Origin of the sequence: Paraburkholderia sp. BR10954, assembly GCF_040965775.1 — a bacterium.
Taxonomy (GTDB): Bacteria; Pseudomonadota; Gammaproteobacteria; order Burkholderiales; family Burkholderiaceae; genus Paraburkholderia; species Paraburkholderia youngii.
Genome location: NZ_JBFRCK010000005.1, coordinates 56,248 through 81,363, shown reverse-complemented (window position 1 = coordinate 81,363; position 25,116 = coordinate 56,248). Strand labels below are relative to the sequence as shown.

The window sequence follows — 25,116 nt, the reverse complement described above, 5'->3', positions numbered from 1 at the left end:
CTGGCTGGATTAGGCTGATCTTTCGCTGCGATTAGCAGATATTAATTACAAAAACATGAACAGCTTCGACTCGACCATCGAAACATATCTGTCCAGCATACGCTTCGGTCATTTCACGACCCAATCGATACAAGCCATCGCCGACCTGTACTCCTTTAAAGGCTTGGTATTGATTCCCGTGCTTTGGTGGATCTGGTTTCAACGAGACGAACGCGCCGAATGGCGGCGCGAAATCGTGCTCGCGACGCTTCTCAGCGGTGTCGTGGCGCTCTTCGTTGGAAGGCTGCTGGCGCACTGGTTGCCATTTAGAGTGCGTCCCATCTATAACCCCGAACTTCATCTGCAGTTCGCAAGCGGCTCGACCAAGGCTGCGCAGTTGTCGGATTGGAGTTCGTTCCCGAGCGATCACGCGATGCTATGGATGGCTATCGCCACCGGCATCTTCCTCGTGTGGCGGGGCATCGGCGTGCTGGCGCTTCTCTATACCGCGCTGTTCATTTGCCTTCCGCGCGCCTATCTCGGCTTTCACTATCCGACCGATTTGCTGGTGGGCGCCGCGCTGGGGATCGGGATCACGTTGATCCTGACGCGCGATGCGATTCGCAAGCGCTACGCGACCCCGGTGCTGCGATGGATCGAACGCTATCGGGGACCTTCGGCAATACTCGCCTTCCTTCTGTGCCTTCAACTCGTCACGCAGTTCGAAGAGTTGCGTGCTCTGGCGAGCGGCGTGTTCAGGCATCTATGACCCGCCCGGCGCCTCACTTTCAGTGAGCTGAGATTAGCGAGCACCCTCTATTGCCATCTCATGCAATATTCTGTCTAATGAAATCAGAATAAAACGTCCGATTCATTCGAATCGCTGACACAGTCGACGGGGGTTCACTTCATGTACTCTCTGCTGCCGCTCAAGGCCCAGGTGTGTCGTCACGCGCGAACGCTCGCCGGGTATTTCCCAGCTCCATTTACACGCGACGAATCAAGCGGTGTCGAGATCCTCGGTGTGATGACGCCGAGGCTGCTGAACGGGACCACGCTGCTGAACCTCAACTATGGCGAAGTTGACCGCTTCACCGACAAAACCCGCGCGACGGGCACCTTGTTCGTCGCGATAGGCGACGACTTCGTGCGCGTCGCCACTTCGGTCAAAAGGCAAACCGGCGAGCGGGCCGTGGGCACGGTACTCGACCGCTCGCACCCCGGCTATCGGATGCTGCGCAGCGGGCAGCCCTACACCGGTTACGCGACGCTATTCGGCAAGCAATACATGACACGGTACGAGCCGATCCGGGACAGTTCCGGCGACGTAATCGGCGCGCTATACGTCGGCCTCGATGTCAGCGAGGTGTGGAACCTGTCGATCGGAGCCAGGCTCGCGCTGCTGACCCTCGCCGCGAATACCGTACTCCTGCTGGGCTATGGTCGGCTGCTGCAGGCAGTGATCCTCCCGGACCAGGCGAGCCCCGTCGGGGCGTCGCCGCCTTTCCTGCCAACCGCGGTGATCGGCTTTGGGCTGCTCGGCGCGCTGCTGGTCAGCGCGCTGGTCTTCGTGACGACCCGGCGCGGTCTCGGCATGCAACTGCTCGAAGCGAAGGCCGCCGCGGAAAAATTGGCGGCCGGCGACCTGACCGCGCAAGTGCATGTCAGCCGGCGCGACGAACTGGGCCAGTTGATGCAGGCGATGAACGGCATCAGTGTTGGCCTCGCCTCGGTAGTCGGCAACGTGCGACGCGCGTCCGATATGATCGCGCTGGGCGCGCGCGTGATTGCCGCCGGCAACGCGGAGCTGTCGTCCCGCACCGAAGCGCAGGCCGGCTCGCTCGAGCAAACCGCTTCGACGATGGAGCAATTGACTGCGATGGTCCGCGCCAATGCCGAACGCGCTTCGCACGCCAACCAGCACATCGCGGCGGCCTCCGATCTCGCGGTCAAAGGCGGCACCGTGGTGGGCCATGTGGTTACCACCATGTCGCTGATCCGCGGCAGTTCACACAAGATCGTCGACATCATCAGCATGATCGATTCGATCGCCTTTCAAACCAATATCCTGGCTTTGAACGCGGCCGTCGAGGCGGCGCGCGCCGGCGACCAGGGGCGCGGCTTTGCGGTCGTCGCCGCCGAAGTGCGCAGCCTGGCCCAACGCAGCGCGACGGCCGCCAAGGAAATCAAGGCGCTGATCACCGACTCGGTCGGCAACGTCAACGCAGGCGGAGAACTGGTCGACCAGGCTGGCCGGGACATGACCGAAATCGTTACGGCGGTCGATAGTGTGGTCACCTTGATGGGTGAGATCACCCACGCGAGCAACGAGCAAAGTACCGGCATCGGCGAAATCAATCGCGCGATCGGACACATGGACGAGATGACCCAGCAAAACGTTGCTCTGGTGGAGCAGGTGGCAGCCGCGGCGGCCAGCATGCAGGAACAGGCGTCCACGTTGGAGGATGCCGTGCAGGTTTTTCGGCTGGTAGGTGACGGGCCAAACTGATCATCACGGTCAGTGCCGCAATCAGCGCCCGCACTTTCCTGCACTAGAATGGGTTATTGCCGACGTCGTAAACGCATCTGGTCGGCACGACGTGCAGGATTCTCGTTGGAGGAATGCCATGCCGACTTACCGGTACAGGTGCGAGAAGTGCGGTGAGATGTTCGAACATGCCGAGCATCTTGCTGAACATGAAAACGCTCATCCCGCTTGCCCGAAGTGCGGAAGCGAGAAGGTCCAGCACATACCCACGCCATTTGTGCCGAAAACGTCCCGAAAAAGCTGAAATCTGTCTTCGCGGTTCTCAGGGACGTTCGAACGTCGGTTCTCGCCGTCGCCTCGTGGAGATTGGGGGACCTGGCTGGGAGCGTGCAAATCTGGCAACAGGCTGCGATGTAAGCGTGCGCAAGTATCGTGCCGCCGATCGCATGGAAGCCCGTAGCGGCCGCCCGGCAGAACTTGCTATGAATTGATCCCAGACTGTGCAGCCACCAGTATCTGCTTACCGCTCAAGCCGCACGACCGTGATGGCTGCCCCAGAGCCGCAAAACGGGAGCAATGCTTCAAATCCGACGAACCGTTGAAATAACCCTCGAATCGCCGAGGGCAGAAAATAGTCCTGCACGAAAGCCCAACGGACGAAAAGAAATCACTTTCCCACTCCCGACCTTCTGCAGGGGGCTGGGCCGACGTATGCTGGAAATCCAGATGACTCGACTCTAATACTCGCCATGGATACGCGAGATGCGTTCGATATATCGCTCAGCGAAGTCGATTCGGCGTTCGAGGCCTTGGAACTAGCCCGTGCCACCTCGGGGGAGGATTCACTCGCTTACACCGAGGCGTGCGAGCGGTATCGCATTACGATTCTCAGGTGGAAGTCAATTTACGCGTTGCTGGCTGCCAATGGAGCGCGAACCATGATGCCAAACGTTGGTAAGGGACGGCGCCTGCTCGTCCTCCGCAGAGGACATGAGCCGATTGCCGAATCCATCTTCGTGATCGCCCGGGTGCGAGGCTTCGTTTCCACGCTTGAGACGTGCGCTGATGCGGTACGGGGGCAAATCGTGAGCGACGCGCAACTGACGGTGCTTGACGGCGACTGCCATCTTGCATCGAAGTTAAAAGCGATCGAGTTGATCAACAGGCACTGCCCGCAATGCCGCGTCGCGGTTCTGTCCAGTACGCTGTCTCCTTTCGCAGAGTGGCCGGGTGTCGATGCGGTCATCGACCGTGGCGCATCGCCAATGCAGATGCTCGAGTGTTTCTGCCAACTGATTGATTCCTCCCGGCTCGACGACAGCGCTGTTCTTGCGCCCCCCCCCCCCGATATTGGCCTATGGTCGGCATGATTCATAGCGCGCTTGGCAAGCACGGATTCAGTCAGGCGTTTCGTGCGGTCCGCTGCGATCGGCGGGTCCAGTTTTAGGCATCGGCTTCGCGATTTCGGCAGCGACGAAGTGACCACTTCGACTTGACCATGGCAATCGAGAAGCGCTCGCCGTCGCAAAGCTGAAGACTGAGTCGGCGAGCGAGCCCGTGCATCACCATGCCAGCCTGCGAGCCATGCTTCCTCTGCTTGCGTTCACTGGACTCTTTGTGCTGGTCTACGCTGGGGAGCCGGTGAAGTACGGATTCCTGCTGATCTATATGGAAGAGCACCTGAAGCTGAGTCCGGCCGTACGGGGAGCGGTCATCGGTGTGCAGCCCTTCATCGAGCTACTCATCATGCCCTTCAGCATCGGACTGGGCCGCCGACTCGGCAACGTGTGGTTGATGTGCATCGCGGCCGCCTTGGGAGTGTGTTTGCCAACCTTTGCTTTGCGCTGTGGCCGTCCGCAACGGGCATGTTCGCCGGACAGGTTCTGATGGGGGGTGTATGGGGATCTTTATGGTGCTGGGCATCCTCGTTGCTCAACGCCTGCTTCCCAGCGCGGTGGCGACCGCATCGGCGATTTTCATGAGCTCGACGGCTCTCGCGTCGGCGCTAGGCGGGGTCGCCGGCGGTCTCGGGGTAAAAATGCTGGGCCTGCCGAATGTGTTCCTGCTGCCAGCGCGGTTCGCTGGTATTGCCGTGATCGGACTCGCATTGACGGCACGCACCGAAACCCGACGGCAGGCGTAACAATGCATCACGCTCAGCAGGTTGAGCGTATTCTATGAAGCCTTGTGACGAATTCGTCGGCAGGTCGTGAGGGTCTCATGGATACGACAGAGCGAATCATCAAGTGGCGCGATCTGCGGCATGTAGACGGCGCCGTCAGCGAACCGCGCAACCCGCTGCCCGCGGTGTGCGACGTATCGGTGACGAACGTTTGCAACGCCGCATGCGACTTCTGCGGGTTCTCTCGCGAGAAGAATCTGGCGGGGCCACGTCGCTATCTCGATCCTGAGGAATTCGAGCGCGCACTGCCGATCATGCGCAGACGCCGGATTCGTTACATGACGCTGCAAGGCGGCGAACCGCTGGTTCATCCCCAGATCGCATCGCTGGTGGCTTCGGCCACCAGGGCCGGCATTCAGTGCGGTGTGATCACCAACGGCTGGTTTCTGCCGCGCCACATCAAGCAACTAGCGGAGGCCGGCCTCAAGCGTCTGCTGATTTCCATCGATAGCGCAGACATGCGCGAGCATGAGCGCAATCGCGGCCTGCGCGGTCTCGAGGCCCGCATCCGCGAGGGCATCACTCAGGCCCATCGCTTCGGCATCGAGGTGTGCGCATCGATTACGGTGAGCCGTCTGGTCAATTACGAATTGCTTCCCGAGACGCTCGAGCGGCTTGGCTTCGATGCGGCCGTTTTTTCCTATCCGCGGCGCGAGGCGTTCGGATCGACATCGCTCGTGTACGACGAAGACTCGAAACTCGTCGACCTGAATACCGACGAACTACTCGAAGCGTTGAGCGCGATCGCGCGCCTGAAGAAGCACTTCCGTGTGATGGACCCGAGCGCCGCGCTGGACGAGGTCGCGCGCTTCGTGCGCGGTGAACCGCAACTGGTTCCATGTATTGGTGGCAGCAAGTACTTTTATATCGACTGGAACCTCGATGTCTGGCGTTGCGAGGCGTGGCCTGAGCCGATGGGCTCCGTGTTCGACCTCGACCGTCTGCCCGATCAACGGGAGCCCTGCAATGCCTGCATGATGGGATGCTACCGGCATGCCAGCATTCTGATGCACGGCGCGATCGCCGTGACCGATTCGGTGTACGCGCTGGGCCGGGGTCAGCTTCGCGCTGCTGTCAGCTTGTTGTTCCGGCGCAGTGTCGCGTATTCGCTGTGGGCGCTTTCGGTCGAGGAATTACCTCGAGCGTCGCTTATGTCGTTCGCAAGACGGACTGGCGGACGCCGTTTCACGCCGCAAAGTGGATAGGGCTCGCCCATTCGAACGCTGGTCCGCGTTACTCGAGCGGCCGCTGCTGTTTATCTATGGCGGCCGCGACGCTCTCGTCGACACGCCCGCGACGCTGACGCGCGCGAGCGCGCTGAATCCACGCATCCAGAGCAACGTGTACGCCGACGCGGGTCACGCGTCGTTCATCGAGGAGCCCGATCGTTTCAATCGCTATCTGGCCGAGTTCGTCAGTTCCGTGTCCGGGAAATGACGCGCGCTTTCATGAGGACGAGTCATGGCACCCGAAATCGAAAGAGTTGCTGTGGAGGACTTCTTTGCTGGCTTTGCGAGGCTCGACATCGAAACTGACGACGTCGCGTTTCGAGGCGTCATCGGCGGAACCGGATCGCCGGTGCTGCTGCTGCACGGCTATCCGCAGACCCACGTTGCATGGCGATTGATTGCTCCGACGCTCGCGAAATCTCACACCCTCGTCGTGCCCGACCTGCCGGGATACGGTGCCAGCCGGAGCCGCAACGATCAGCGGCGCTGGACCAAACGCCGTATGGCCAGTGCGCTCGTCGCGTTGATGGCGCGGCTCGGGCACGAACGATTCGCCGTAGTCGGGCACGATCGAGGCGCTCGCGCCGGATACCGGCTTGCGCTCGACCACCCTCGGCGCGTCACTGCTTATGCATCGCTGTGCGTCGTGCCCACGCTCGATGCTTTCGCGACTGTTGATAAGACCTTTGCGCTCGACGCCTGGCACTGGTTTTTTCTGGCGCAGCCCGCGGACCTTCCAGAGCGAATGCTGGCGGCCGATCCTGATGCTTTCATCGACGCCGCGCTTGCGAAGATGGCCGGAGGACTCGAGCGAATCGATCCTCGGGCGCTCGATGCCTATCGAGCCGCATTCCGGAATCCCGGCGTGCGGCACGCGATTTGCGAAGACTATCGTGCCGCTGCTTCAGAGGATCTGGAACACGACGCGAGCGACGCAGCGGCGGGCCGAAAGCTTGCCTGTCCGGTGCTGGTGCTGTGGAGCGAGAAAGAGCAGAGGGCGAGGAAGGCTTCACCCACAGACACCTGGTTCAGGTGGGCAGAAAACGTGACCGGCAGGGGTCTGCCCGGTGGCCATCTGCTGCCCGAGGACGCGCCGAACGAGGTGTTGAACTCCCTGCAAGATTTCCTGATCGATCGGCTTTAACTGGCTGCTGGCACCGCGCTTTTGCGGCCGGACCCAGCGGCTGTGCCCGTCATCGGAAGCGAGAAAACCGTCAAAGGACCGATTCGATTGCCTAAGATCAAGTTACGCGCTCCGCGAGGAATGCACCGCGGCTCGCGAGCGTCTTAATCGTCGCGTAGCCGTTTCCCGCGCGCGACTTTTCCACAAGGAGGTCACGATGAAATCAGACGACAAGGGCGACGTGCGCGCTTTCGTGCAAACGGCGGAGCAGGGTGGCGAGCATGTCTGGGTAATCACGCTGGTCGACTTCGCGGCCCGTGAGGTCAGACGCTCGCTCGTTTCGGACGAGACATATGCGACCGCCGCCGCTGCCAGAGATGCGGGGCAGGCCCATTTGAAGGGCTTGGAGCAAGACCGCTAGGCCCACTCACCGCCGCCTTGTTTTCGGCCACGGAAGTACTAACGTTGGTCTATAAGTAAACCGGCGGTAACGGGGGCGCAAGAGGGCAAAGCTCATGGCCAGTACCCAAGGAAGCACCGGATCGCCGTTTGCGGCGTCCGTCGAAGCGGGCAGCTATCGCGTCACGCGACCGCAGAACGCAAGCGATGTGATCGACCTGCTGCAAAAGCGCGATATTCAGATCGTCGATCTGAAATTCACCGATCTGCCCGGCCTCTGGCAGCATTTCTCGATCACGCTCCCCGAAGTTCACGACGACCTGTTCAGCGCCGGCATCGGTTTCGACGGTTCATCGATCCGCGGCTTTCAGGAGATCCACGAATCGGACATGCTGCTGCGGCCCGACCCGGCAACGGCCTTCGTGGACCCGGCTTGCGGCACGCCGACGCTATCGATCATTTGCGACGTAGTCGATCCAGTGCTGCGACTACCGTATTCGCGCGATCCGCGCTACGTGGCGAAAAAGGCCGAGAACTATCTGCGCCAGACGGGCATCGCGACGACGTGTTATTTCGGGCCGGAGCTCGAATTCTTCATCTTCGACTCGATCCGCTTCGGCCAGGATCAGCACTGCGGCTATTACTACGTCGAGTCGGCCGAGGGCGACTGGACCACCGGCCGCGACGAGGGCGCCTACGGCGGCGGCAACCTCGGCTACAAGCAGCACTATAAGGAGGGGTATTTCCCGGTGCCTCCTCATGACACGCTGCAGGAGATCCGCTCGGAAATCGCGCTGACGCTGCAGCAGGCCGGCGTGCAGATCGAGGTGCATCACCATGAAGTCGCGACCGCCGGACAGAACGAGATCGACATGCGCTTTGCAACGCTGACCCGCATGGCCGACAACGTGATGATCTACAAGTACATCTGCAAGAACGTCGCGCGTCGGCACGGCAAGGTTGCAACCTTCATGCCGAAGCCGCTGTTCGCCGACAACGCGAGCGGCATGCATTGTCACCAGAGCCTGTGGAAAGACGAGCAGAACCTCTTCTACGACGCGGGCGGCTGGGCGCTGACTTCCGACATGTGCCGCTGGTACATCGGCGGATTGCTCCAGCACGCGCCCGCGCTGATGGCCTTTTGCGCGCCGACGACCAATTCGTACAAGCGCCTCGTGCCGGGATACGAGGCGCCCGTCAATCTGGCGATGTCGCAGCGTAACCGCTCGGCCGCGGCGCGCATTCCGATGTATTCGGATTCGCCGAACGCGCGGCGCGTCGAGTTCCGCTGTCCGGACCCGTCGGCCAATGCGTACCTGGCTTTCGCGGCGATGCTGATGGCCGGCCTCGACGGCATCGAAAACAAGACCGATCCTGGCGAGCCGCTCGATCGCAACATCTATGATCTGCCGCCCGAAGAAGCGCGCAACATACGGCAGGTGCCGGGTTCCCTCGAAGCGGCGCTGGCGGCGCTCGAAACCGACAACACGTTCCTGCGCAAAGGCGATGTCTTTACCGACGACGTGATTCAGACATGGATCGACTACAAGCGCAGCCGCGAGATCGACACGATCAAATTGCGCCCACATCCGTGGGAGTTTTATCTGTACTTCGATATCTAGAAGACAGGCCTCAAACCTCAAAGCAGGATCGGCGCGCAAATCAGCAGAAATACCGCGGAGTACTCGCGGCATGCAAGGAGAGTACGAGGCCATGGTTCGCGTGAGTATCGAAGGGCGCGAGATTCAGGCGCCGGACAATTGCTCGATTCTGCAGGCCATGGGGCATGCGGGGCAGACTCTCGTCGAGGGTGTCGGCTGCATGTCCCAGGGCGTGTGCGGCTCGTGCCGTGTGATGGTGCGGCGTAGCGGCGAGCAGGAAGTCAAAACCGCGCTCGCCTGCGAGACCCTCGTCGAAGAGGGTATGCAGGTCGCCTTCCTCGATTACTTCACCGAGTCGGAACGTCACCTGTATCGAATGGAAGAGATCAGCGACAGCTGGCAGGCGCTCGGCAAGATCGCCGAGATCTTCCCCGAAGCGGCGCATTGCCGTCATTGCAGCGGCTGCGATCGCGCCTGTCCGAAGGGGCTGGACGTGCAGCGCGGCGTGAACCTGGCGGTCGAGGGCAATCTGCCCGCATCGAGCCAGGTGTTCGACGAATGCGTGATGTGCAACCTGTGCACGCTCGCATGCCCCGAGCATATCCGGCCCAACCATCTGGGTGTGTTCGTGCGCCGGATGATCGCGTCGCTTTCCCTGCGTCCGGCCAATCTGATGCGACGGCTGCAGCAGATCGAGAGCGGCGAGATGAAGATCGACTTCGATGCGCCTGGCGCTCAACCGCCGCGCTGAGCGGGGCGAATCGTCATGTCCGCCGGCATCCCCTACGAAACCGCGCGGCAGCGCTACCGCCCCGGGATGGCGGCCACGCTCCGCGGCGACGACGTTCCGGTCGATGAACTGCTGAAGGCTTATCACCCCGATCATGGGCCGCATGCGCGGGTCGCGCTGAGTGTCGGGGTCAATCGCGGCGAGCCGTGTCAGCCCGATCTCGCGCGGCATCTGCAGGCCAACGCGCTGATCGACGATGTCGATATCGCCGGCGCGCAGCTGATGACGACCGACGTGCTGGTAATCGGCGGCGGTGGTGGCGGCTGCGCCGCGGCGCTCACTGCGGCGAAGCAGGGCGCGCGCGTGATCCTCGCCACCAAGCTGCGTCTTGGCGACAGCAACACCGTGATGGCCGAAGGCGGAATCCAGGCGGCCATCGGCGAGGACGACAGTCCCCAACTGCACTTCGAGGACACGCTTCGCGCTGGACACTTCTGCGGCGAGCCCGAACTCGTGGCCCAGATGGTGATGGACGGCCCCGACGTGATTCGCTGGCTGATCCAGCTCGGCATGATGTTCGATCTGGAAGAGGACCAGCCGATCGGCGGCAATCTGCTGCGCAAGAAACCCGGGGGCGCGTCGGCGGCGCGCATTCTGTCGTATCGGGACTATACGGGCCTCGAAATGATGCGCGTGCTGCGCGAGGCGGTGGACCTCGACCCGGGCATCGAGTTGTGGAACCGCTGTCCGCTGGTAGAGCTGCTGTCCGACGAGCACGGCGGCTGCGCCGGCGCGGTGATCTACAACCTGGAATGGCGTAGCTTCGTGCTGGTGCGTGCGCGCGCGGTGATCCTCGCCACCGGCGGCGCGGGGCGACTGCACCTGAATTCGTTTCCGACCTCGAACCACTACGGCGCCACCGCCGACGGCCTCGTGCTCGCCTATCGGATCGGCGCGCGCCTGCGCGAGCTCGACTCGTTCCAGTACCATCCGACCGGCATCGCCTACCCGCACCATCTGGCGGGCGGCCTGATTTCCGAGGCGGCGCGCTCCGCGGGAGCGAGACTTCTGAACGGCGCAGGCGAACGTTTCGTCGACGAACTCAAGCCGCGCGACGTGGTCGCGTCGGCGATCCTGCGTGAGTGCGCATTAGGCCGCGGGATCGAGCGCGATGGCCAGCTCGGGGTGTTCCTCGATACGCCGACACTCGAAATCGAGCACCCGGGCATTCTGGCCAAACGCCTCATCACGCTTCGCCATCTTGCAGACAAGTGCGGCATCGATGCGGCGCAGGAGCCCTTCCTCGTTTATCCCACGCTCCACTACCAGAACGGCGGCGTCGCGATCGACAAAAATGGCGCCACCAACGTCCCCGGCCTTTTCTGCGTCGGCGAGATGACGGGCGGCATCCACGGCCGCAACCGTCTGATGGGCAACGCGCTGCTCGACATTCTGAGCATCGGCCGCCGTGCCGGCGCGAAGGCCGCGCAATCGAGGGATTGGGTGATGACGAACCGCGCCGGAATCGGTCATGTGCACGCGTGGCAGAGAGAGCTCACGCTGGCGGGACTGCCGCTTCACGTGAAGGCGCCGCAGCTCTTTCCCGCCTATGCCCATTTCGATCTGCGAGTGGATGCGGGATTGCGCGCGAGCGCGCGGAGTCGCGTGATCGGCGGCATCCGGTGACGGCAACCACGGAGCACGCGATGCAAACGCTGAATCAGTGCTTGATGAGGGAGGATTTCCGTGTCGGCGCCGACCTCGATGCATGGTTCGCGCGCGGCGGCGGCGAGGGACTCGCCAAAGCGCTGGACGACCCAGAGGCGATCATCGCCGAGCTCGCCCGGGCCGAGTTGCGTGGTATGGGCGGCGCTGGTTTCCCCACGCATCGAAAATGGGCGCCGGTTGCGGCCGCCCCTGACGGCGACAAGTACGTCGTTTGCAATGGCAACGAAGACGAACCGGGCACCTTCAAGGATCGCTTTCTGCTCGAACACACGCCGCATCAGGTGATCGAGGGCGCGCTGATCGCCGCGGTGGCGACGCGGGCCAACCATGTCGTCTTGTACGTGAATCCGCATCAGACGGGCTCGCTCGCCGCGACTCGCGAGGCGGTCAAGCAGTGGTCGGGGCACGCGCAATTCGCCGCTACCGAGCGTTGGATTGGTGCGCCGCTGTCGCTTGCAGTCGTGCCCAGCTCGGGCTTGTACATCGGCGGAGAGGAGACTGCGGTGATCGCCAGCGTCGAAGGCGGCTTTCCGTTTCCGCGGCGCAAACCGCCTTTCCCGGCCGAGCAGGGCGTGCACGGCGCGCCGACCATCGTCAACAACGTCGAGACGCTGGCCCACGTGCCCGGGATTCTGGGTCACGGCGCGCAGTGGTATCGCGACCTCGGAGCGGGGAGCGCGGCCGGAACCAAGCTCTATTCTCTTTCCGGCGACGTGCTGCGTCCCGGCCTGTACGAACTGCCGATGGGCACGAGCCTCGAGACGCTGGTGTTCCAGCACGGCGGCGGCATGCTGCAGGGCAAGGAGTTCAAGGCGGTCTTCACGGGCGGCCCATCGAACACGCTGCTGGCGAAGCGCGATCTCGACGTAGCACTGGACTTCGACTCGGTGCGTCAACGCCGTTCGCGTCTGGGGACGGGCGCGATGATCGTAGTGTCGGAAGGCACCAGCATCGTGCGCAAGGTCGCGGACTACGTGAGCTTCTTCGCCCAGGGTTCGTGCGGGCAGTGCCCGCCTTGCAAGGGCGGAACGTTTCAGATGATGCGGCTTCTGAACCGGCTCGACACGGGCCGCGGCGTGCGTGCCGATCTGGATGCACTGGAGAATCTGTGCCGCGTTCTTCCCGGCAGCGGGCGTTGCGGTTTGATCGATGGCGCGGTGACGGTGGTGGAGAGTTCCATGGATCAGTTCCGCGCGGAATATGAAGCGCTGTTGATGGCGTAGAGGCAGGGCGGCGGATATTACGCTCATCAATACCCGTTTTTGAATCGGAGATAGAGCCGCTTTTGCAGCGGCGAGCGCCGGGCCAACGCTAGCTCTTCGACGTCAGTAACTTGATCCCGGCAATCCCGAACATCACCGCGAGCGAGCCATCGAGCCAGCGCCGGATCGCCGTATAAACGCGCCGCGCGGATGCCGTCGAAAACAGCATCGCGTAGCTGCTGAACACCGTCGCGCCGATCACCATGCAGCCCAGCACGACCGGCATCACGTGCGCGGCGCCGTGTACCGGCGACATCGCGAGCGACACGATCGACAGCCACACGAGCACCGCTTTCGGGTTCGTCAGATGCAGCAAAAGGCCACGCAGATAGAGCCGCCCGAGGGGTTCGTCGACGCGCGCCGCGCTCGCGGCCGGCTTGCCGGCGCTCAACGCCGAGCGCGCGGACTTGAAGCCGAGCCACAGCAGATACAGCCCGCCCGCGATCCGGATCGCCACGAGGCATTCCGAGTAGCTGGCGAGCACCGCCGACAGCCCGAGCGACGCGAGCAGCGCCCATGAGAACGAGCCCGATACCACCCCGAGCGCGAACACCAGCGCCGCGCGCCGGCCCGCGCTCATCGCGAGCGACATGATCGCGAGATTGCTCGGACCAGGACTCGCGGTGCCGACGAAATACGCGCTGTAGGCGATCAGGACATCGGCGGTGAGCACAGGGCTGGCGATCATGGCGGGCAAATGTAAGGGCGGGGTGCGTGTTCGGCAATGCGATGCAACGCACCACCCGGCCGGTTGAATGAAGCAACGATTCTGCGCGCCGTCGCGCGCCGCTCACAGATACAGTTGCGCGTACGTATGGCAGCACACTCGATTCGAAGCCGAATCGAACCTGCGTTGAACGCGGTGCGCCAAGCGCTCAACCGTGCGCCGCGCTCGCAATACACTCCGCCAACGCATCGGCGACCACCGGCCGGCTATGCCGCGGCCGCAGCACGAGTCCGATCTCACGCTCGAAAGTCGCATCGCCGAGTTCGAGTGCCACGACGCTCGCCGGCCATTTGCCGAGACTGGCCGTGTTGGGAATCAGCGCGACGCCCATGCCGCGCGCGACCAGTTGCACGATCGCCTGCAATTCGTCGAGCTCGACCGCATCGCGCACGCCAAGACGCACGCGCCGCAGAAAACGATCGACGAGCCGGCCGCCGAACGACGCGCGGTCGTAGCGGATGAACGGCTCGCTGCGCAGCAGTTCGCGCCACGAGCGGCCGCCGCGCGCGAGCTTTTTCGGCGCGAGCAGCACGAACGGTTCGGCGACCAGCGTGCGCCATTCGAGCTCCGACGGCAGCGCGAACGGCGGCTTGATGATGACGGCAAGATCGAGCTCGCCCGCGTCGACCTGGCCGAGCAGCCCCAGCGACACGCCCGGCACCACGCGAATCCGCCAGCCGGGACGGTCGACGCGAAAGCGCGCGAGCGCGTCGGCCAGCAGCGCCACCTGCGCGGACGCGATCGCGCCGACCCGCAGCATGCCGCTTTCGGCGGCGGCGCCGCTGCGCTCGGAGAGCCGCGCGTAGAGCGTCATCATTTCCTCGGCGAGCGCGAGCGTTTCGCGGCCCGCCTCGTTGAGCGTCGCCGAGCGGCCGGTGCGGTCGAACAGCGGGAAGCCGAGTTCCTGCTCGAGCCGCTGCATCTGCGCGCTGACCGCCGATTGCGTGAGACCGATGCGCGCGCCCGCACCGGAAAACGTGCCGTACTGACTGACGGCGATGAAGGTTTTCAACTCGCTGAGCATGATCGATTAATCGATTTTGGTGATGGTCAGGTCAAATATATATCGTTTCTCAACATTTTTATTCATGGTTAGACTTGGCTTTATCTGAGCCGATTCCCTGCCGTGCGAGTCGTGCCAGTCGTAACCCAATCCTCACACCCACCCAGCGAGTCTTCCTATCATGAGCGTTGCCGAAACCGCTTTGCCGCCGTTCCATCTGGCGTTTCCTGTTCATAGCCTCGCCGCCGCGCGCGAGTTTTACGGCGAATTGCTCGGCTGCCCGGAAGGGCGCAGCTCGGACGCGTGGGTCGATTTCAATTTCTACGGCCATCAGATCGTCGCGCATCTGGCGCCGGATGAAGTCGGTCACCGTCATACCAGTGCCGTGGATGGCGACGCGGTGCCGGTGCGCCACTTCGGCGCGGTGCTGTCGATGGAGCAATGGCAGGCCGCCGCGGATAAACTGCAGAAGGCCGGCGTCGAATTCATCATCGAACCGCATGTGCGCTTCAAGGGCGAGGTCGGCGAGCAGGCGACGATGTTCTTCCTCGATCCGTCGGGTAATGCGCTCGAGTTCAAGGCGTTCGCCGATATGTCGTCACTGTTCGCCAAATAAGCGTCGCTGGCGTTGACGCCGGCACACGGATAGCTGCAAATGAGAAGGCCGGTCGACCATTCAGGTTGACCGGCCTTTTTCGTTGAAGGGGAATGACCGCGCGAAAATCGACTCGTGTCGCGAATAAAACTGAAAGCATGTTTCACAATATTTCGAACGACGGCCCTGCTGTGAATCAGCAAACGTTCCATTAACTGCGCGTAAATTTACTCAACAAACGTTTGCCTGGCGCCTAATTCGCTGCAAATCCGGCAATTGCTTTTCGCCTCCAAAAATGGCGCATTTGCTTTCAACAAGCTTCCTGACAATTTCGCCATTCTCGCGCCATGCAGGCGTTGGTGCTACCGATCTAGCATAAGCGGAGATGCAATCCCTCCCTCCACCCGCATTTTCTCTGGCCCGTTTCAATGTGGATCGTCAACGTAGCGCTTAAGCGGCCATACACGTTCATCGTGATGGCGATTCTGATCGTGCTGGCGACGCCCTTCGTGCTGTTCACCACGCCCGTCGACGTGCTGCCGGAAATCAACATTCCGGTCGTCAGCATCATCTGGACGTACACCGGGCTGTCGGCCGAGGACATGGCCACCCGCATCACGTCGGTCAACGAGCGCAGTCTGACCACGACGGTCAACGACATCGAACATATCGAATCGCAGTCGCTGCCCGGCATCGCGATCCTGAAGGTGTTTTTGCAGCCGAACGCGAACATCCAGACGGCCATCGCGCAGACGGTCGCCGTCGAGCAGGCGCAGTTGAAGCAGATGCCGCCGGGCGCCACCGCGCCGCTCGTCATCAGCTACTCGGCTTCCAGTATTCCGGTGATCCAACTCGGTCTGTCGAGTCCGAAGCTCTCGGAGCAGGACCTGAACGACACCGCGCTGAACTTCCTGCGTCCGCAACTCGTGACGATTCCGGGCGCGGCCGTGCCGTACCCGTATGGCGGCAAATCGCGGCTGATCTCGGTCGACCTCGATACGCGCGCGATGCTGGCCAAGGGCCTGACGCCGGCCGATGTGGTCAACGCGTTCAACGCGCAAAACCTGATTCTGCCCACCGGCACGGCCAAGATCGGGCCGAAGGAATACACGATCGACATGAACGGTTCGCCGCCGACGCTGGAAGGCCTCAACGATATTCCGGTGCGTACCGTCAACGGCGCGACGACCTATCTGCGTGAAGTCGCGCATGTGCGCGACGGCTACTCGCCGCAGACCAACATCGTGCGGCAGAACGGCCATCGCGGCGTGCTGATGTCGGTGCTGAAGAACGGCAACGCGTCGACGCTGTCGATCGTCGATACGTTGAAAGGCCTGTTACCGGCCGCGCGGGCCGCGCTGCCGCCGGATCTGCAGATCACCGCGCTGTTCGACCAGTCGGTGTTCGTGAAGGCGGCGGTGCAGGGCGTGGTGCGCGAGGCGCTGGTCGCGGCCGCGCTGACCGCCGCGATGATCCTGCTGTTCCTCGGCAATTGGCGCAGCACCTGCATCATCGCGATCTCGATTCCGCTGTCCATCCTGTCGTCGCTGATCGTGCTGCACGCGCTCGGGCAGACCATCAACATCATGACGCTGGGCGGCCTCGCGCTCGCGGTCGGTATCCTGGTGGACGACGCGACCGTGACGATCGAGAACATCGAGCGGCACCTGCACATGGGCACCAATCTGCACGACGCGATTCTCGACGGCGCCGGCGAAATCGCGGTGCCGGCGCTGGTGTCGACGCTGTGTATCTGTATCGTGTTCGTGCCGATGTTCTTCCTGACCGGCGTCGCACGCTATCTGTTCGTGCCGCTCGCGGAAGCGGTGGTGTTCGCGATGCTCGCGTCGTACGTCCTGTCGCGTACGCTGGTGCCGACGCTCGCGATGCTGCTGATGGGCCACGCGCACAAGCCGAAGGCGGGCGCGAAGCCGGGTCTGTTCATGCGTCTGTATCACCGCTTCGACGCCGGCTTCGAGCGCATGCGCGCGGCCTACATCATGATCCTGAGCAGCCTGCTCGTGCGCCGCAGGATGTTCGGCACGCTGTTCCTCGGTTTCTGCGTGCTGTCGATGGGCCTGTTCTTTGCGCTCGGCGAAGACTTCTTCCCGAGCGTCGACGCGGGCGACATCCGTCTGCACATGCGCGCGCCTACCGGCACGCGGATCGAGGAAACCGCGCGGCTCGCCGACGAGGTCGAGAAGGTGATCCGCGAAGTCGTGCCGCAGAAGGAGTTGGGCACGATTCTCGACAACCTCGGCGTGCCGTATAGCGGCATCAACCTGTCGTATAGCAATGCCGGCACGATGGGCACGCTCGACGGCGAGATCCAGATCGCGCTGAACGAAGGCCACGAGCCGTCGCAGATCTACATGGACAAGCTGCGCACGATCCTGCCGCAGCGTTTCCCGGGCGTCGAGTTTTTCTTTCAGCCCGCCGATATCGTCACGCAGATCCTGAACTTCGGCCTGCCCGCCGCGGTGGACGTGCAGATTGCCGGCGCGAATCAGCAGGGCAACCTCGATGTCGCGCGCAAGTTGTTGAAGCAGGTGCGCCTGATTCCCGGCACCGTCGACACGCATATCCAGCAGAAGCTCGACGAACCGGTGCTCGGTCTGAACATGGACCGTACCCGCCTGCAACAACTGAACCTGACCGCGAACGACGTCGCGCAGAACGTGCTCGTTTCGCTATCGGGCAGCTCGCAGACGTCGCCGGGCTTCTGGGTCAACAACAGGAACGGCGTCGAATACAGGGTCCAGGTGCAAACGCCGCAGTACCAGGTGTCATCGATCGACGAACTGCTGCGCACCCCGGTGTCGGCCACGATGAACGGGCCGACGCAACTGCTCGGCAACCTCGTGCAGGTGTCGCCGAAGAGCCAGTTCGCGGAAGTCACGCATTACAACATCCGGCCGGTGATCGATCTTTTTGTGAGCGTTGAAAAGCGCGATCTGGGCAGCGTGGCGAATCAGGTCGACAGGATCGTCAACGAGGTGCGCGGTACGCTGCCGCGCGGCAGCACGATCACCGTGCGCGGCCAGGTACAGACCATGCGCAGTTCGTTCTTTGGGCTAGGCATCGGCGTCGCGATGGCGATCGTGCTCGTGTATCTGCTGATCGTCGTGAACTTCCAGTCGTGGGTCGATCCGCTGATCATCGTCAGCGCGTTGCCGGCGGCGCTCGCGGGCATCATGTGGATGCTGTTCCTGACCGGCACCCACTTGAGCGTGCCGGCGCTGACCGGCGCGATCATGACGATGGGCGTCGCGACCGCGAACAGTATTCTGATGGTCGCGTTCGCGCGCCAGCGGCTGTCGGCCGGCGCGCCGCCGCTCACGGCCGCGCTCGAAGCCGGCGCGAGCCGGATCCGTCCGGTGCTGATGACCGCGTTCGCGATGATCATCGGCATGATTCCGATGGCGCTCGGTCTCGGCGAGGGCGCCGAGCAGAATGCGCCGCTCGGCCGCGCGGTGATCGGCGGCTTGCTGTTCGCGACGGTATCGACGCTGTTTTTCGTGCCGCTCGTGTTCGCTGGCATTCACTCGTGGCTTGCGCGCCGTCATCGCAACGGCGGCGGCGACAACGGCGGCGATGGCGGTGGAACAGGCGGCAATGGCGGTGGAACAGGCGGTGATGGCGGTCGAAGCAGCGGCCATAGCGACAGCCCCGCGCCGGAACACAGCAGTGCGGCGACGCCCGCGTAAAAGTTAAACGATGGTTGACTGAGATGACCGAAAAAACTCATGCATCGCTAGCGATCCCCACGCGGGAAACCGAACAGGGGGAACACCTGCTGCCGCCGCGCCAACGCGAATGGAAGCGCGCGAAGATCGCGATCCTGATCGTGTTCGTGCTGCTCGCGATCGGCACGCTGCGCACGGTGATCGCGAACGTGATGCAAAACCGCGAAGTCACGGCGACCGCGCAGCAGAACGCCACGCAGTACGTGAACGTCGTCACGCCACAGCAGACCGACGGCGGCGGCAACACGCTGCTGCCGGGCACGTTGCGCGGCTATGTCGAATCGCCGATCTATGCGCGCGCGACCGGCTATCTGCTGCACTGGTACGTCGATATCGGCGCCCGCGTGAAGCAGGGTCAATTGCTCGCCGAGCTCGATACGCCGGAAATTGACCAGGAACTCGCGCAGGCGCTGGCGCAGCGTCAGCAGATCAATTCGAGCCTCGCGCTCGCGAAGAGCTCGCTGGAGCGCTGGCAGCAGCTTCGTCAGCGCGATGCGGTGTCGCAACAGGAACTCGACGAACGGCAAAGCACCTACACGCAGGACCTCGCGAATCTCGCCGCTGCCGATGCGAACGTCAAGCGTCTGCAGCAGCTCGAATCGTTCAAGCGGATCGTCACGCCGTTTGCCGGCGTGGTCACGCAGCGCAACGTCGACGTCGGCGATCTGATCGACGCGGGCAGCGGCACGAGCCGGGCCCTGTTTGCGCTCGCGCAGTCGGACCCGTTGCGCGTCTATGTGCAGTTGCCGCAGGCCTATGCGCAGAACGTCGCGGTCGGGCAGAAGGTCGTGGTCACGCAGGCTGAGCTGCCGGGCAAGCAGTTCAACGGCACGATCACACATATGTCCGGCGCGATCGACGTGCCCACGCGTTCGTTGCAGATCGAAGTGACGCTGCCGAATCCCGACGCCAGGCTGCGCCCCGGCGCCTACGTGCAGGTCGAGGTGCCGGCCGCCGCGCACGAGCGCCTGACGGTACCGGGCAACGCATTGCTGTTTCGCGCGGAGGGTCCGCGCCTCGCGGTCGTCGATGCGAAGGGCAACGTGAGCCTGCACAAGGTCGTGATCGCGGTGGACCTCGGACAGCAGCTCGAAATCGAAAGCGGTATCTCGCCGACCGATCGCATCATCATCAATCCGAGCGACTCGATTGCCGACGGCGATCACGTTCAGGTGCAGCCGCTGCCGAAGAACGGCAAGGAGGCGTCGTGAGGTTCGCGGCTTCCCGCCGGGCGCGCCTCCGCTGCACCGCGTTCACCGTGCTGAGCGCTTGCGCCGGCGCGGCCTTGCTCGCCGCCTGCACGGTGGGTCCCGACTATCAGCGTCCGCAGGCCGAGGTGCCGCCCGAATGGCACACCGATTCGTTCTGGCGCGTCGCCGCGCCGTCGCATGCGCCGATTGCGCCGGACTGGTGGACGGGCTTCGCCGACCCGACGCTCGCGACGCTCGAAACCCAGGCGCTCGCGCAGAACCAGACGCTCGCCGCGGCGAGCGCGCACTACGAGCAGGCCAAGGCGACACTCGCGAACACCAGCGCGCAGCGCGTGCCGGAAGTCAATTTCTCGGCCCAGGCCTCGCGCTTTCGCATTTCGCACGACCGGCCGCTGACCAACTACGCGACGCCGACCCAATCCACGGTACAGAACAACATCCAGCTCGGACCGACGCTCAGCTACGACACCGATCTGTTCGGCCGCATCCGTCGTGAGGTGGAGGGCGCGCAGGCGTCGGCCGAACAGTCGGCGGACGATCTCGCGAATGCACGCCTCGTGCTGACGACCGATCTCGCCACCGACTACTTCTCGCTGCGTGAGCTCGACAACGAGATCGACGTGCTGAACCAGTCGGTGAAGCTGCAGCAGAAGGCGCTCGATTATGTGAACACCGAGCACGACCTCGGTTCGGTATCGGGCCTCGACGTGCTGCAGCAGAAATCGCAGCTCGATGCGACGCGCGTGCAGGCGCAACTGCTGCTGAATCAGCGCGCGCAATTCGAGCATGCGATCGCCGCGCTGGTCGGGGTGCCGGCGCCGCAGTTCGCGATCGAGCCGAAGGTGCTCGACATCAAGCCGCCGACGGTGCCGCTCGGCGTGCCGAGCGACGTGCTGCAGCGGCGGCCCGACGTCGCATCGGCGGAACGCGCGATGGCGGCCGCCAACGCGCAGATCGGCGTGGCCAAGGCCGCGTTCTTCCCGAGCCTGACGCTGACGCCGGGCATCGGCTGGGAGAGCACCGAGTTCGCCAATCTGCTGAGCGCGCCGACGCTGATGTGGACGCTCGGCGCGGCGGTCGGCCAGGTGATCTTCGACGGCGGGCGGCGCGCGGCCAACGTCAAGTTCGCGAGCGAGGGCTACAAGGCGACCGAGGCGAATTATCGGCAGACGGTGCTGAGCGCGTTCCAGCAGGTGCAGGACGGCATCACCGGACTGTCGGTGCTCGATGGCGCGGCGAAGCAGTCGCGCGAGGCGGTCGAGGATGCGCAGCGGCTGCTGTCGCTCGCGAACGATCGCTATTCGGGCGGCCTCGTCGCGTATCTGAACGTGATCGACGCGCAGGAATCGCTGCTGACGAGCGAGCGCACGGATGTGCAGATTCATGGGCAGCAGTTGACGCTGTCGGTGGCGCTGGTGAAGGCGCTGGGCGGCGGTTGGGATGGCGGCGCGCAAGGCAGTGCGATGGCCGCGAACGAGGCACATGCAACCGACGCTGCGACGATGCCGCAGCAAGCGCCCGCCGGCGACGCGCAGCAGAAAGACATGCCGGCTCCTGCACGCTGATCGCCGCGGCCGAGCTTCCATGCCGACGCAGTGGGATCGGCGCGAAGAATCGAGGGCGTTCGTATAATGCAAGGTTGACAGCCACTAGTGGCGGGGACACGGATGAAATTGCTGATTGTTGAAGACGAGCACAAGGTAGTGGACTACCTGCGCTCCGGTTTGACAGAGCAGGGCTGGGTCGTCGACGTCGCGCTCGACGGCGAAGAGGGCACGCATCTGGCCACCGAATTCGATTACGACGTGATCGTCCTCGACGTGATGCTGCCCAAGCGCGACGGCTTCAGCGTGCTGAAGGCGCTGCGCATGCGCAAGTCGACACCGGTCATCATGCTGACCGCGCGCGATCACGTGAACGACCGCGTGCGCGGCCTGCGCGAAGGTGCCGACGACTACCTGACCAAACCGTTCTCGTTCCTCGAACTCGTCGAGCGTCTGCATGCGCTCGCGCGCCGCACGCGTTCGCAGGAGTCCACGCTGATTTCGGTCGGCGATCTGTTCGTCGATCTGATCGGCCGCCGCGCGACCCGCGACGGCGTGCGCCTCGACCTGACCGCGAAAGAGTTTCAACTGCTCAGCGTGCTCGCGCGCCGCCAGGGCGATATTCTGTCGAAGACCGCGATCACCGAGCTGGTATGGGACGTCAATTTCGACAGCCACACGAACGTCGTCGAAACCGCGATCAAGCGGCTGCGCGCGAAACTCGACGGCCCATTCCCGTCGAAGCTGCTGCACACGGTGCGTGGCATGGGCTACGTGCTCGAAGTGCGCGAAGAGGCCGAGTCATCATGAACCGCTCGATCGCCCGCCGCCTTGCGTTGATGTTCGCGCTGGTGGCGCTGTTCGTGTTTACGCTCGTCGGCAGCGGGCTCTTTCTGGTGCTGCGCTCGCAGCTCGAACATCATCTGCGCGAGTCGCTCGACGATCGCACGCAAATCGCGCGCATCATCGTCTCTCACGCGGTGACGCCAGAAAAATGGCGGATGGCCCGCGAAAAACTCACCGACATGACGCCGCACGACCGCAGCACCATGTACTCGGTGACGAGCGCGGAGCCGAACTTCCACTTCGGCACGCCGGTGCAGGGAACCGTCACGAAGAGCTGGCCCGGCGGCTACGCGCGCATCGCGCCGGAGGGCGGCGGCCCCGACATGCTGACCTCGACGGTCATCTTGCCGGCCAATGGCGCGCGGCCTGCGGTGCAGTTGCAGGTCGCGGCGAGCTATTCGCCGAACCTGCGCACGATGCGCGTGTTCGGCTCGGCACTCGCGGCGCTGTCCGCGCTCGGCAGTCTCGCGGTGCTGCTGCTCAGCTACTCGGTCACGCGCATCGGCCTCGCACCGCTCACGCGTCTGACGCGCGACGCCTCCGCGGTCAGCCCGAACAACCGCTCGCAGCGGCTCAATACCGCGTCCTTGCCGCTCGAACTGAACGATCTCGCCAACTCGTTCAATGGTGCGCTCGAACGGCTCGACGGCGCCTACGGCCGCCTCGAATCGTTCAATGCGGACGTCGCGCATGAACTGCGCACGCCGGTCACGATCCTGATCGGCCAGACGGAGGTCGCACTGACGCGCAACCGCTCGGTCGACGATCTGCGTCACACGCTGCAATCGAACCTCGAAGAATTCGAGCGGATGCGCGCGATCATCAACGACATGCTGTTCCTCGCGCGTGCCGACCAGGGCGAACGCGCGACGGGGTTGATCGCGGTGTCGCTCGCGGCCGAAGTCGCGCATACGCTGGAATTTCTGGAGATTCCGCTCGAAGAGGCGCGCGTGCATGCGAAATTGCAGGGCGATGCGTTCGCGCGCGTGAACCGCTCGCTGTTCGGCCGCGCGTGCACGAACCTGCTGATGAACGCGATCCAGCACTGCGAGCCGGGCGCGACGATCAGCGTGACGATCGCGCGCGGGGAAGGTGCGATGCGCGACCAGGTGCGCGTCGCGGTGGCGAATCCGGGCGAGCCGATCGCGCCGGACGTCCTCGAACATCTGTTCGACCGTTTCTATCGCGCGGAAGTCTCGCGTACCAATAGCCGCGAAAACCACGGGCTCGGACTCGCGATCGTGAAGGCGATCGCCGAGATGCATCGTGGCACCGTATCCGCGCACAGTGCGAACGGCATCAACACGTTTTCGTTTTCGATGGCGGCGTCAGTGATGTCCACTTCGGGCGATATACCGGCCGCGCGTGCGAGCGCGAATGCCAATGCGAATGCGGCCGGCGTCGCCGCCGATACATCCTATTCGTCGCTCGCGAAAGGCAAGTCGGCCTGAACCGGCAGGCGCGGCTTCAGCGCTTGTTCGCTGGCCGAGCTCAGCGTGCTGATGCGCACGCCCAATAGCCGCAGCTTGCGGTTCAACTGCACGCGTCGCAAACATTCGGTCGCCGCGCGGCGGATTTCGGTCGCGTCGGCGGTCGGTTCGTCGAGCGTCAGATCGCGCGTGACGGTGCGGAAATCGTCGTAACGCAGCTTGATGCCGATCGTGCGGCCCACGTAGCCTTTGCGCAAGAGATCGTCGGCGACCCGAACGCACAGCCCCGTAAACGCGCTAGATAACGCAGGCCGATCGTGACGCGGATGCAGATCGCGTTCGAACGTGGTCTCGCGGCTGATCGATTTCGGCTCCGATTCGACCACCACCGGCCGCTCGTCGTGACCCTGCGCAACTTCCATCAGCCACGCGGAATAGCTGCGCCCGAAATTGTCCTGCAACAGCCCGGCGTCGGCGGCGGCCAGATCGCCGACCGTCGCGAGGCCGAGCGCGCTCAGCTTCTCAGCCGCCTTCGGGCCGATGCCGTTGACCTTGCGCACCGGCAGCGGCCACACGCGCAGCGGTATGTCGGCTGGCGTGAGGATCGTCAGGCCGTCGGGCTTGTCGAGTTCGGAGCCGATCTTCGCGAGCAGCTTGTTCGGCGCGACGCAGATCGAACATGTGAGACCGGTGGCCTGAAGAACGGCATACTTGATGCGCCGCCCGATATCGGCCGGTTCGCCCGGCAGCTCGGTCAGGTCGATATAGATCTCGTCGATGCCGCGATCCTCGATGCGGTCCGTGAACGTCCTGACGGCCGCCTTGAAGAGGTGCGAGTAGTGGCGATACGAATCGAAGTCGGTCGGCAGCAGGATCGCGTCGGGCGCGAGCGCGGCGGCCTTCATCATGCCCATCGCCGAAAACACGCCGAGCGCGCGCGCCTCGTACGTCGAGGTGGTGACGACGCCGCGGCCCGCGTAATCGCGCAGCTTCGCGAAGCGCCTGCTGCCGTCTTCGAGCAGTTGCGGCGCGCTGTTGCGGCCGCCGCCGATCACCACCGCGCGGCCGCGCAGTTCCGGATAGCGCAGCAGTTCGACGGACGCGTAAAACGCGTCCATATCGAGGTGCGCGATGCGGCGGGATGGCGAATTCATGGAAATTGAAGCGGGCGATGGGAATGAATGAAAGCGGTGACGGCGCGCGTCGCGACGCCGGTAGGCCGTAATGGTACCTTGCCGGGCGCGCCACCGGTCAGGGTCGCCGCGGCTGGCCGCATGTGTGGCATTCAACGCA

The 25,116-nt window shown here is 63.7% G+C and carries 22 protein-coding genes and 1 pseudogene; 20 read left to right on the top strand and 3 right to left on the bottom strand.

Going from position 1 to position 25,116, the window contains the following annotated elements; all coding sequences use genetic code 11:
- Positions 1-55 precede the first annotated feature (55 nt).
- The 14 genes and pseudogenes from AB4Y34_RS09650 to AB4Y34_RS09585 all read left to right on the top strand — a co-directional run bounded on the left by AB4Y34_RS09650 (position 56) and on the right by AB4Y34_RS09585 (position 12,682).
- The gene (locus AB4Y34_RS09650) at positions 56-748 is read left to right on the top strand and encodes a phosphatase PAP2 family protein (RefSeq protein ID WP_176381018.1); all 693 of its coding nucleotides are present in this window, start codon (positions 56-58) and stop codon (positions 746-748) included.
- A gap of 141 nt (positions 749-889) precedes the next feature.
- Positions 890-2,488, top strand: coding sequence for a methyl-accepting chemotaxis protein (locus tag AB4Y34_RS09645; protein WP_368715883.1), 1,599 nt, complete (start codon positions 890-892; stop codon positions 2,486-2,488).
- A gap of 118 nt (positions 2,489-2,606) precedes the next feature.
- Positions 2,607-2,771, top strand: a complete 165-nt coding sequence (locus tag AB4Y34_RS09640) for an FmdB family zinc ribbon protein (RefSeq protein ID WP_018433560.1) — start codon at positions 2,607-2,609, stop codon at positions 2,769-2,771.
- A gap of 445 nt (positions 2,772-3,216) precedes the next feature.
- On the top strand, positions 3,217-3,837 hold the full coding sequence (locus AB4Y34_RS09635) for a hypothetical protein (protein ID WP_368715882.1): 621 nt from the start codon (positions 3,217-3,219) through the stop codon (positions 3,835-3,837).
- A gap of 187 nt (positions 3,838-4,024) precedes the next feature.
- Positions 4,025-4,354 carry a hypothetical protein gene (locus AB4Y34_RS09630; protein WP_368715881.1) on the top strand — a complete coding sequence of 110 codons (330 nt, stop codon included), beginning with the start codon at positions 4,025-4,027 and terminating at the stop codon, positions 4,352-4,354.
- 10 nt (positions 4,355-4,364) lie between these two features.
- Positions 4,365-4,610, top strand: coding sequence for a hypothetical protein (locus AB4Y34_RS09625; RefSeq protein ID WP_368715880.1), 246 nt, complete (start codon positions 4,365-4,367; stop codon positions 4,608-4,610).
- A 77-nt stretch (positions 4,611-4,687) separates the two neighbouring features.
- Complete coding sequence (locus tag AB4Y34_RS09620) at positions 4,688-5,854, top strand: radical SAM protein (protein ID WP_176381013.1); 1,167 nt, start codon at positions 4,688-4,690, stop codon at positions 5,852-5,854.
- Between the two features lie 37 nt (positions 5,855-5,891).
- Positions 5,892-6,086, top strand: a pseudogene (locus AB4Y34_RS09615) (alpha/beta fold hydrolase); the annotation flags it as partial.
- 24 nt (positions 6,087-6,110) lie between these two features.
- Positions 6,111-7,022: an alpha/beta fold hydrolase gene (locus AB4Y34_RS09610; protein WP_368715879.1), complete on the top strand. Its 912-nt coding sequence runs from the start codon at positions 6,111-6,113 to the stop codon at positions 7,020-7,022.
- Positions 7,023-7,218: 196 nt separating this feature from the next.
- Complete coding sequence (locus tag AB4Y34_RS09605; protein ID WP_013091358.1) at positions 7,219-7,422, top strand: hypothetical protein; 204 nt, start codon at positions 7,219-7,221, stop codon at positions 7,420-7,422.
- Between the two features lie 94 nt (positions 7,423-7,516).
- Positions 7,517-9,022 (top strand): type I glutamate--ammonia ligase, encoded by a 1,506-nt coding sequence (gene glnA / locus AB4Y34_RS09600; protein ID WP_176107795.1) that lies wholly within the window; start codon positions 7,517-7,519, stop codon positions 9,020-9,022.
- 91 nt (positions 9,023-9,113) lie between these two features.
- Complete coding sequence (locus AB4Y34_RS09595; RefSeq protein WP_368715878.1) at positions 9,114-9,752, top strand: 2Fe-2S iron-sulfur cluster-binding protein; 639 nt, start codon at positions 9,114-9,116, stop codon at positions 9,750-9,752.
- Positions 9,753-9,767: 15 nt separating this feature from the next.
- Positions 9,768-11,417 carry an FAD-binding protein gene (locus tag AB4Y34_RS09590; protein WP_368715877.1) on the top strand — a complete coding sequence of 550 codons (1,650 nt, stop codon included), beginning with the start codon at positions 9,768-9,770 and terminating at the stop codon, positions 11,415-11,417.
- A gap of 20 nt (positions 11,418-11,437) precedes the next feature.
- Complete coding sequence (locus AB4Y34_RS09585; protein ID WP_368715876.1) at positions 11,438-12,682, top strand: NADH-quinone oxidoreductase subunit F; 1,245 nt, start codon at positions 11,438-11,440, stop codon at positions 12,680-12,682.
- Between the two features lie 88 nt (positions 12,683-12,770).
- On the opposite strand, the gene AB4Y34_RS09580 is transcribed toward AB4Y34_RS09585, so the two are convergent.
- Positions 12,771-13,409: a LysE family translocator gene (locus AB4Y34_RS09580; protein ID WP_368715875.1), complete on the bottom strand. Its 639-nt coding sequence runs from the start codon at positions 13,407-13,409 to the stop codon at positions 12,771-12,773.
- A gap of 187 nt (positions 13,410-13,596) precedes the next feature.
- Positions 13,597-14,472: a LysR family transcriptional regulator gene (locus AB4Y34_RS09575; protein ID WP_368715874.1), complete on the bottom strand. Its 876-nt coding sequence runs from the start codon at positions 14,470-14,472 to the stop codon at positions 13,597-13,599.
- Positions 14,473-14,632: 160 nt separating this feature from the next.
- Here AB4Y34_RS09575 and AB4Y34_RS09570 point away from each other — a divergent pair, with 160 nt between their 5' ends.
- From AB4Y34_RS09570 to AB4Y34_RS09545, 6 genes are all read left to right on the top strand, one after another.
- On the top strand, positions 14,633-15,067 hold the full coding sequence (locus AB4Y34_RS09570; protein WP_176107805.1) for a VOC family protein: 435 nt from the start codon (positions 14,633-14,635) through the stop codon (positions 15,065-15,067).
- Positions 15,068-15,474: 407 nt separating this feature from the next.
- Positions 15,475-18,753: an efflux RND transporter permease subunit gene (locus tag AB4Y34_RS09565; protein ID WP_176381005.1), complete on the top strand. Its 3,279-nt coding sequence runs from the start codon at positions 15,475-15,477 to the stop codon at positions 18,751-18,753.
- A gap of 23 nt (positions 18,754-18,776) precedes the next feature.
- Complete coding sequence (locus tag AB4Y34_RS09560; protein WP_368715873.1) at positions 18,777-20,003, top strand: efflux RND transporter periplasmic adaptor subunit; 1,227 nt, start codon at positions 18,777-18,779, stop codon at positions 20,001-20,003.
- Between the two features lie 47 nt (positions 20,004-20,050).
- A complete protein-coding gene (locus tag AB4Y34_RS09555) occupies positions 20,051-21,568 on the top strand; it encodes an efflux transporter outer membrane subunit (protein WP_176381003.1) in 1,518 nt (505 codons plus the stop codon).
- A gap of 102 nt (positions 21,569-21,670) precedes the next feature.
- On the top strand, positions 21,671-22,357 hold the full coding sequence (locus AB4Y34_RS09550) for a heavy metal response regulator transcription factor (RefSeq protein ID WP_013091374.1): 687 nt from the start codon (positions 21,671-21,673) through the stop codon (positions 22,355-22,357).
- Positions 22,354-23,844 carry a heavy metal sensor histidine kinase gene (locus tag AB4Y34_RS09545; protein WP_368715872.1) on the top strand — a complete coding sequence of 497 codons (1,491 nt, stop codon included), beginning with the start codon at positions 22,354-22,356 and terminating at the stop codon, positions 23,842-23,844. Before AB4Y34_RS09550 ends, AB4Y34_RS09545 begins: the two co-directional genes overlap by 4 nt.
- On the opposite strand, the gene dinB is transcribed toward AB4Y34_RS09545, so the two are convergent.
- The gene (dinB, locus tag AB4Y34_RS09540; protein WP_176381001.1) at positions 23,811-24,977 is read right to left on the bottom strand and encodes a DNA polymerase IV; all 1,167 of its coding nucleotides are present in this window, start codon (positions 24,975-24,977) and stop codon (positions 23,811-23,813) included. The genes AB4Y34_RS09545 and dinB overlap by 34 nt on opposite strands.
- Between the last annotated feature and the right edge of the window lie 139 nt (positions 24,978-25,116).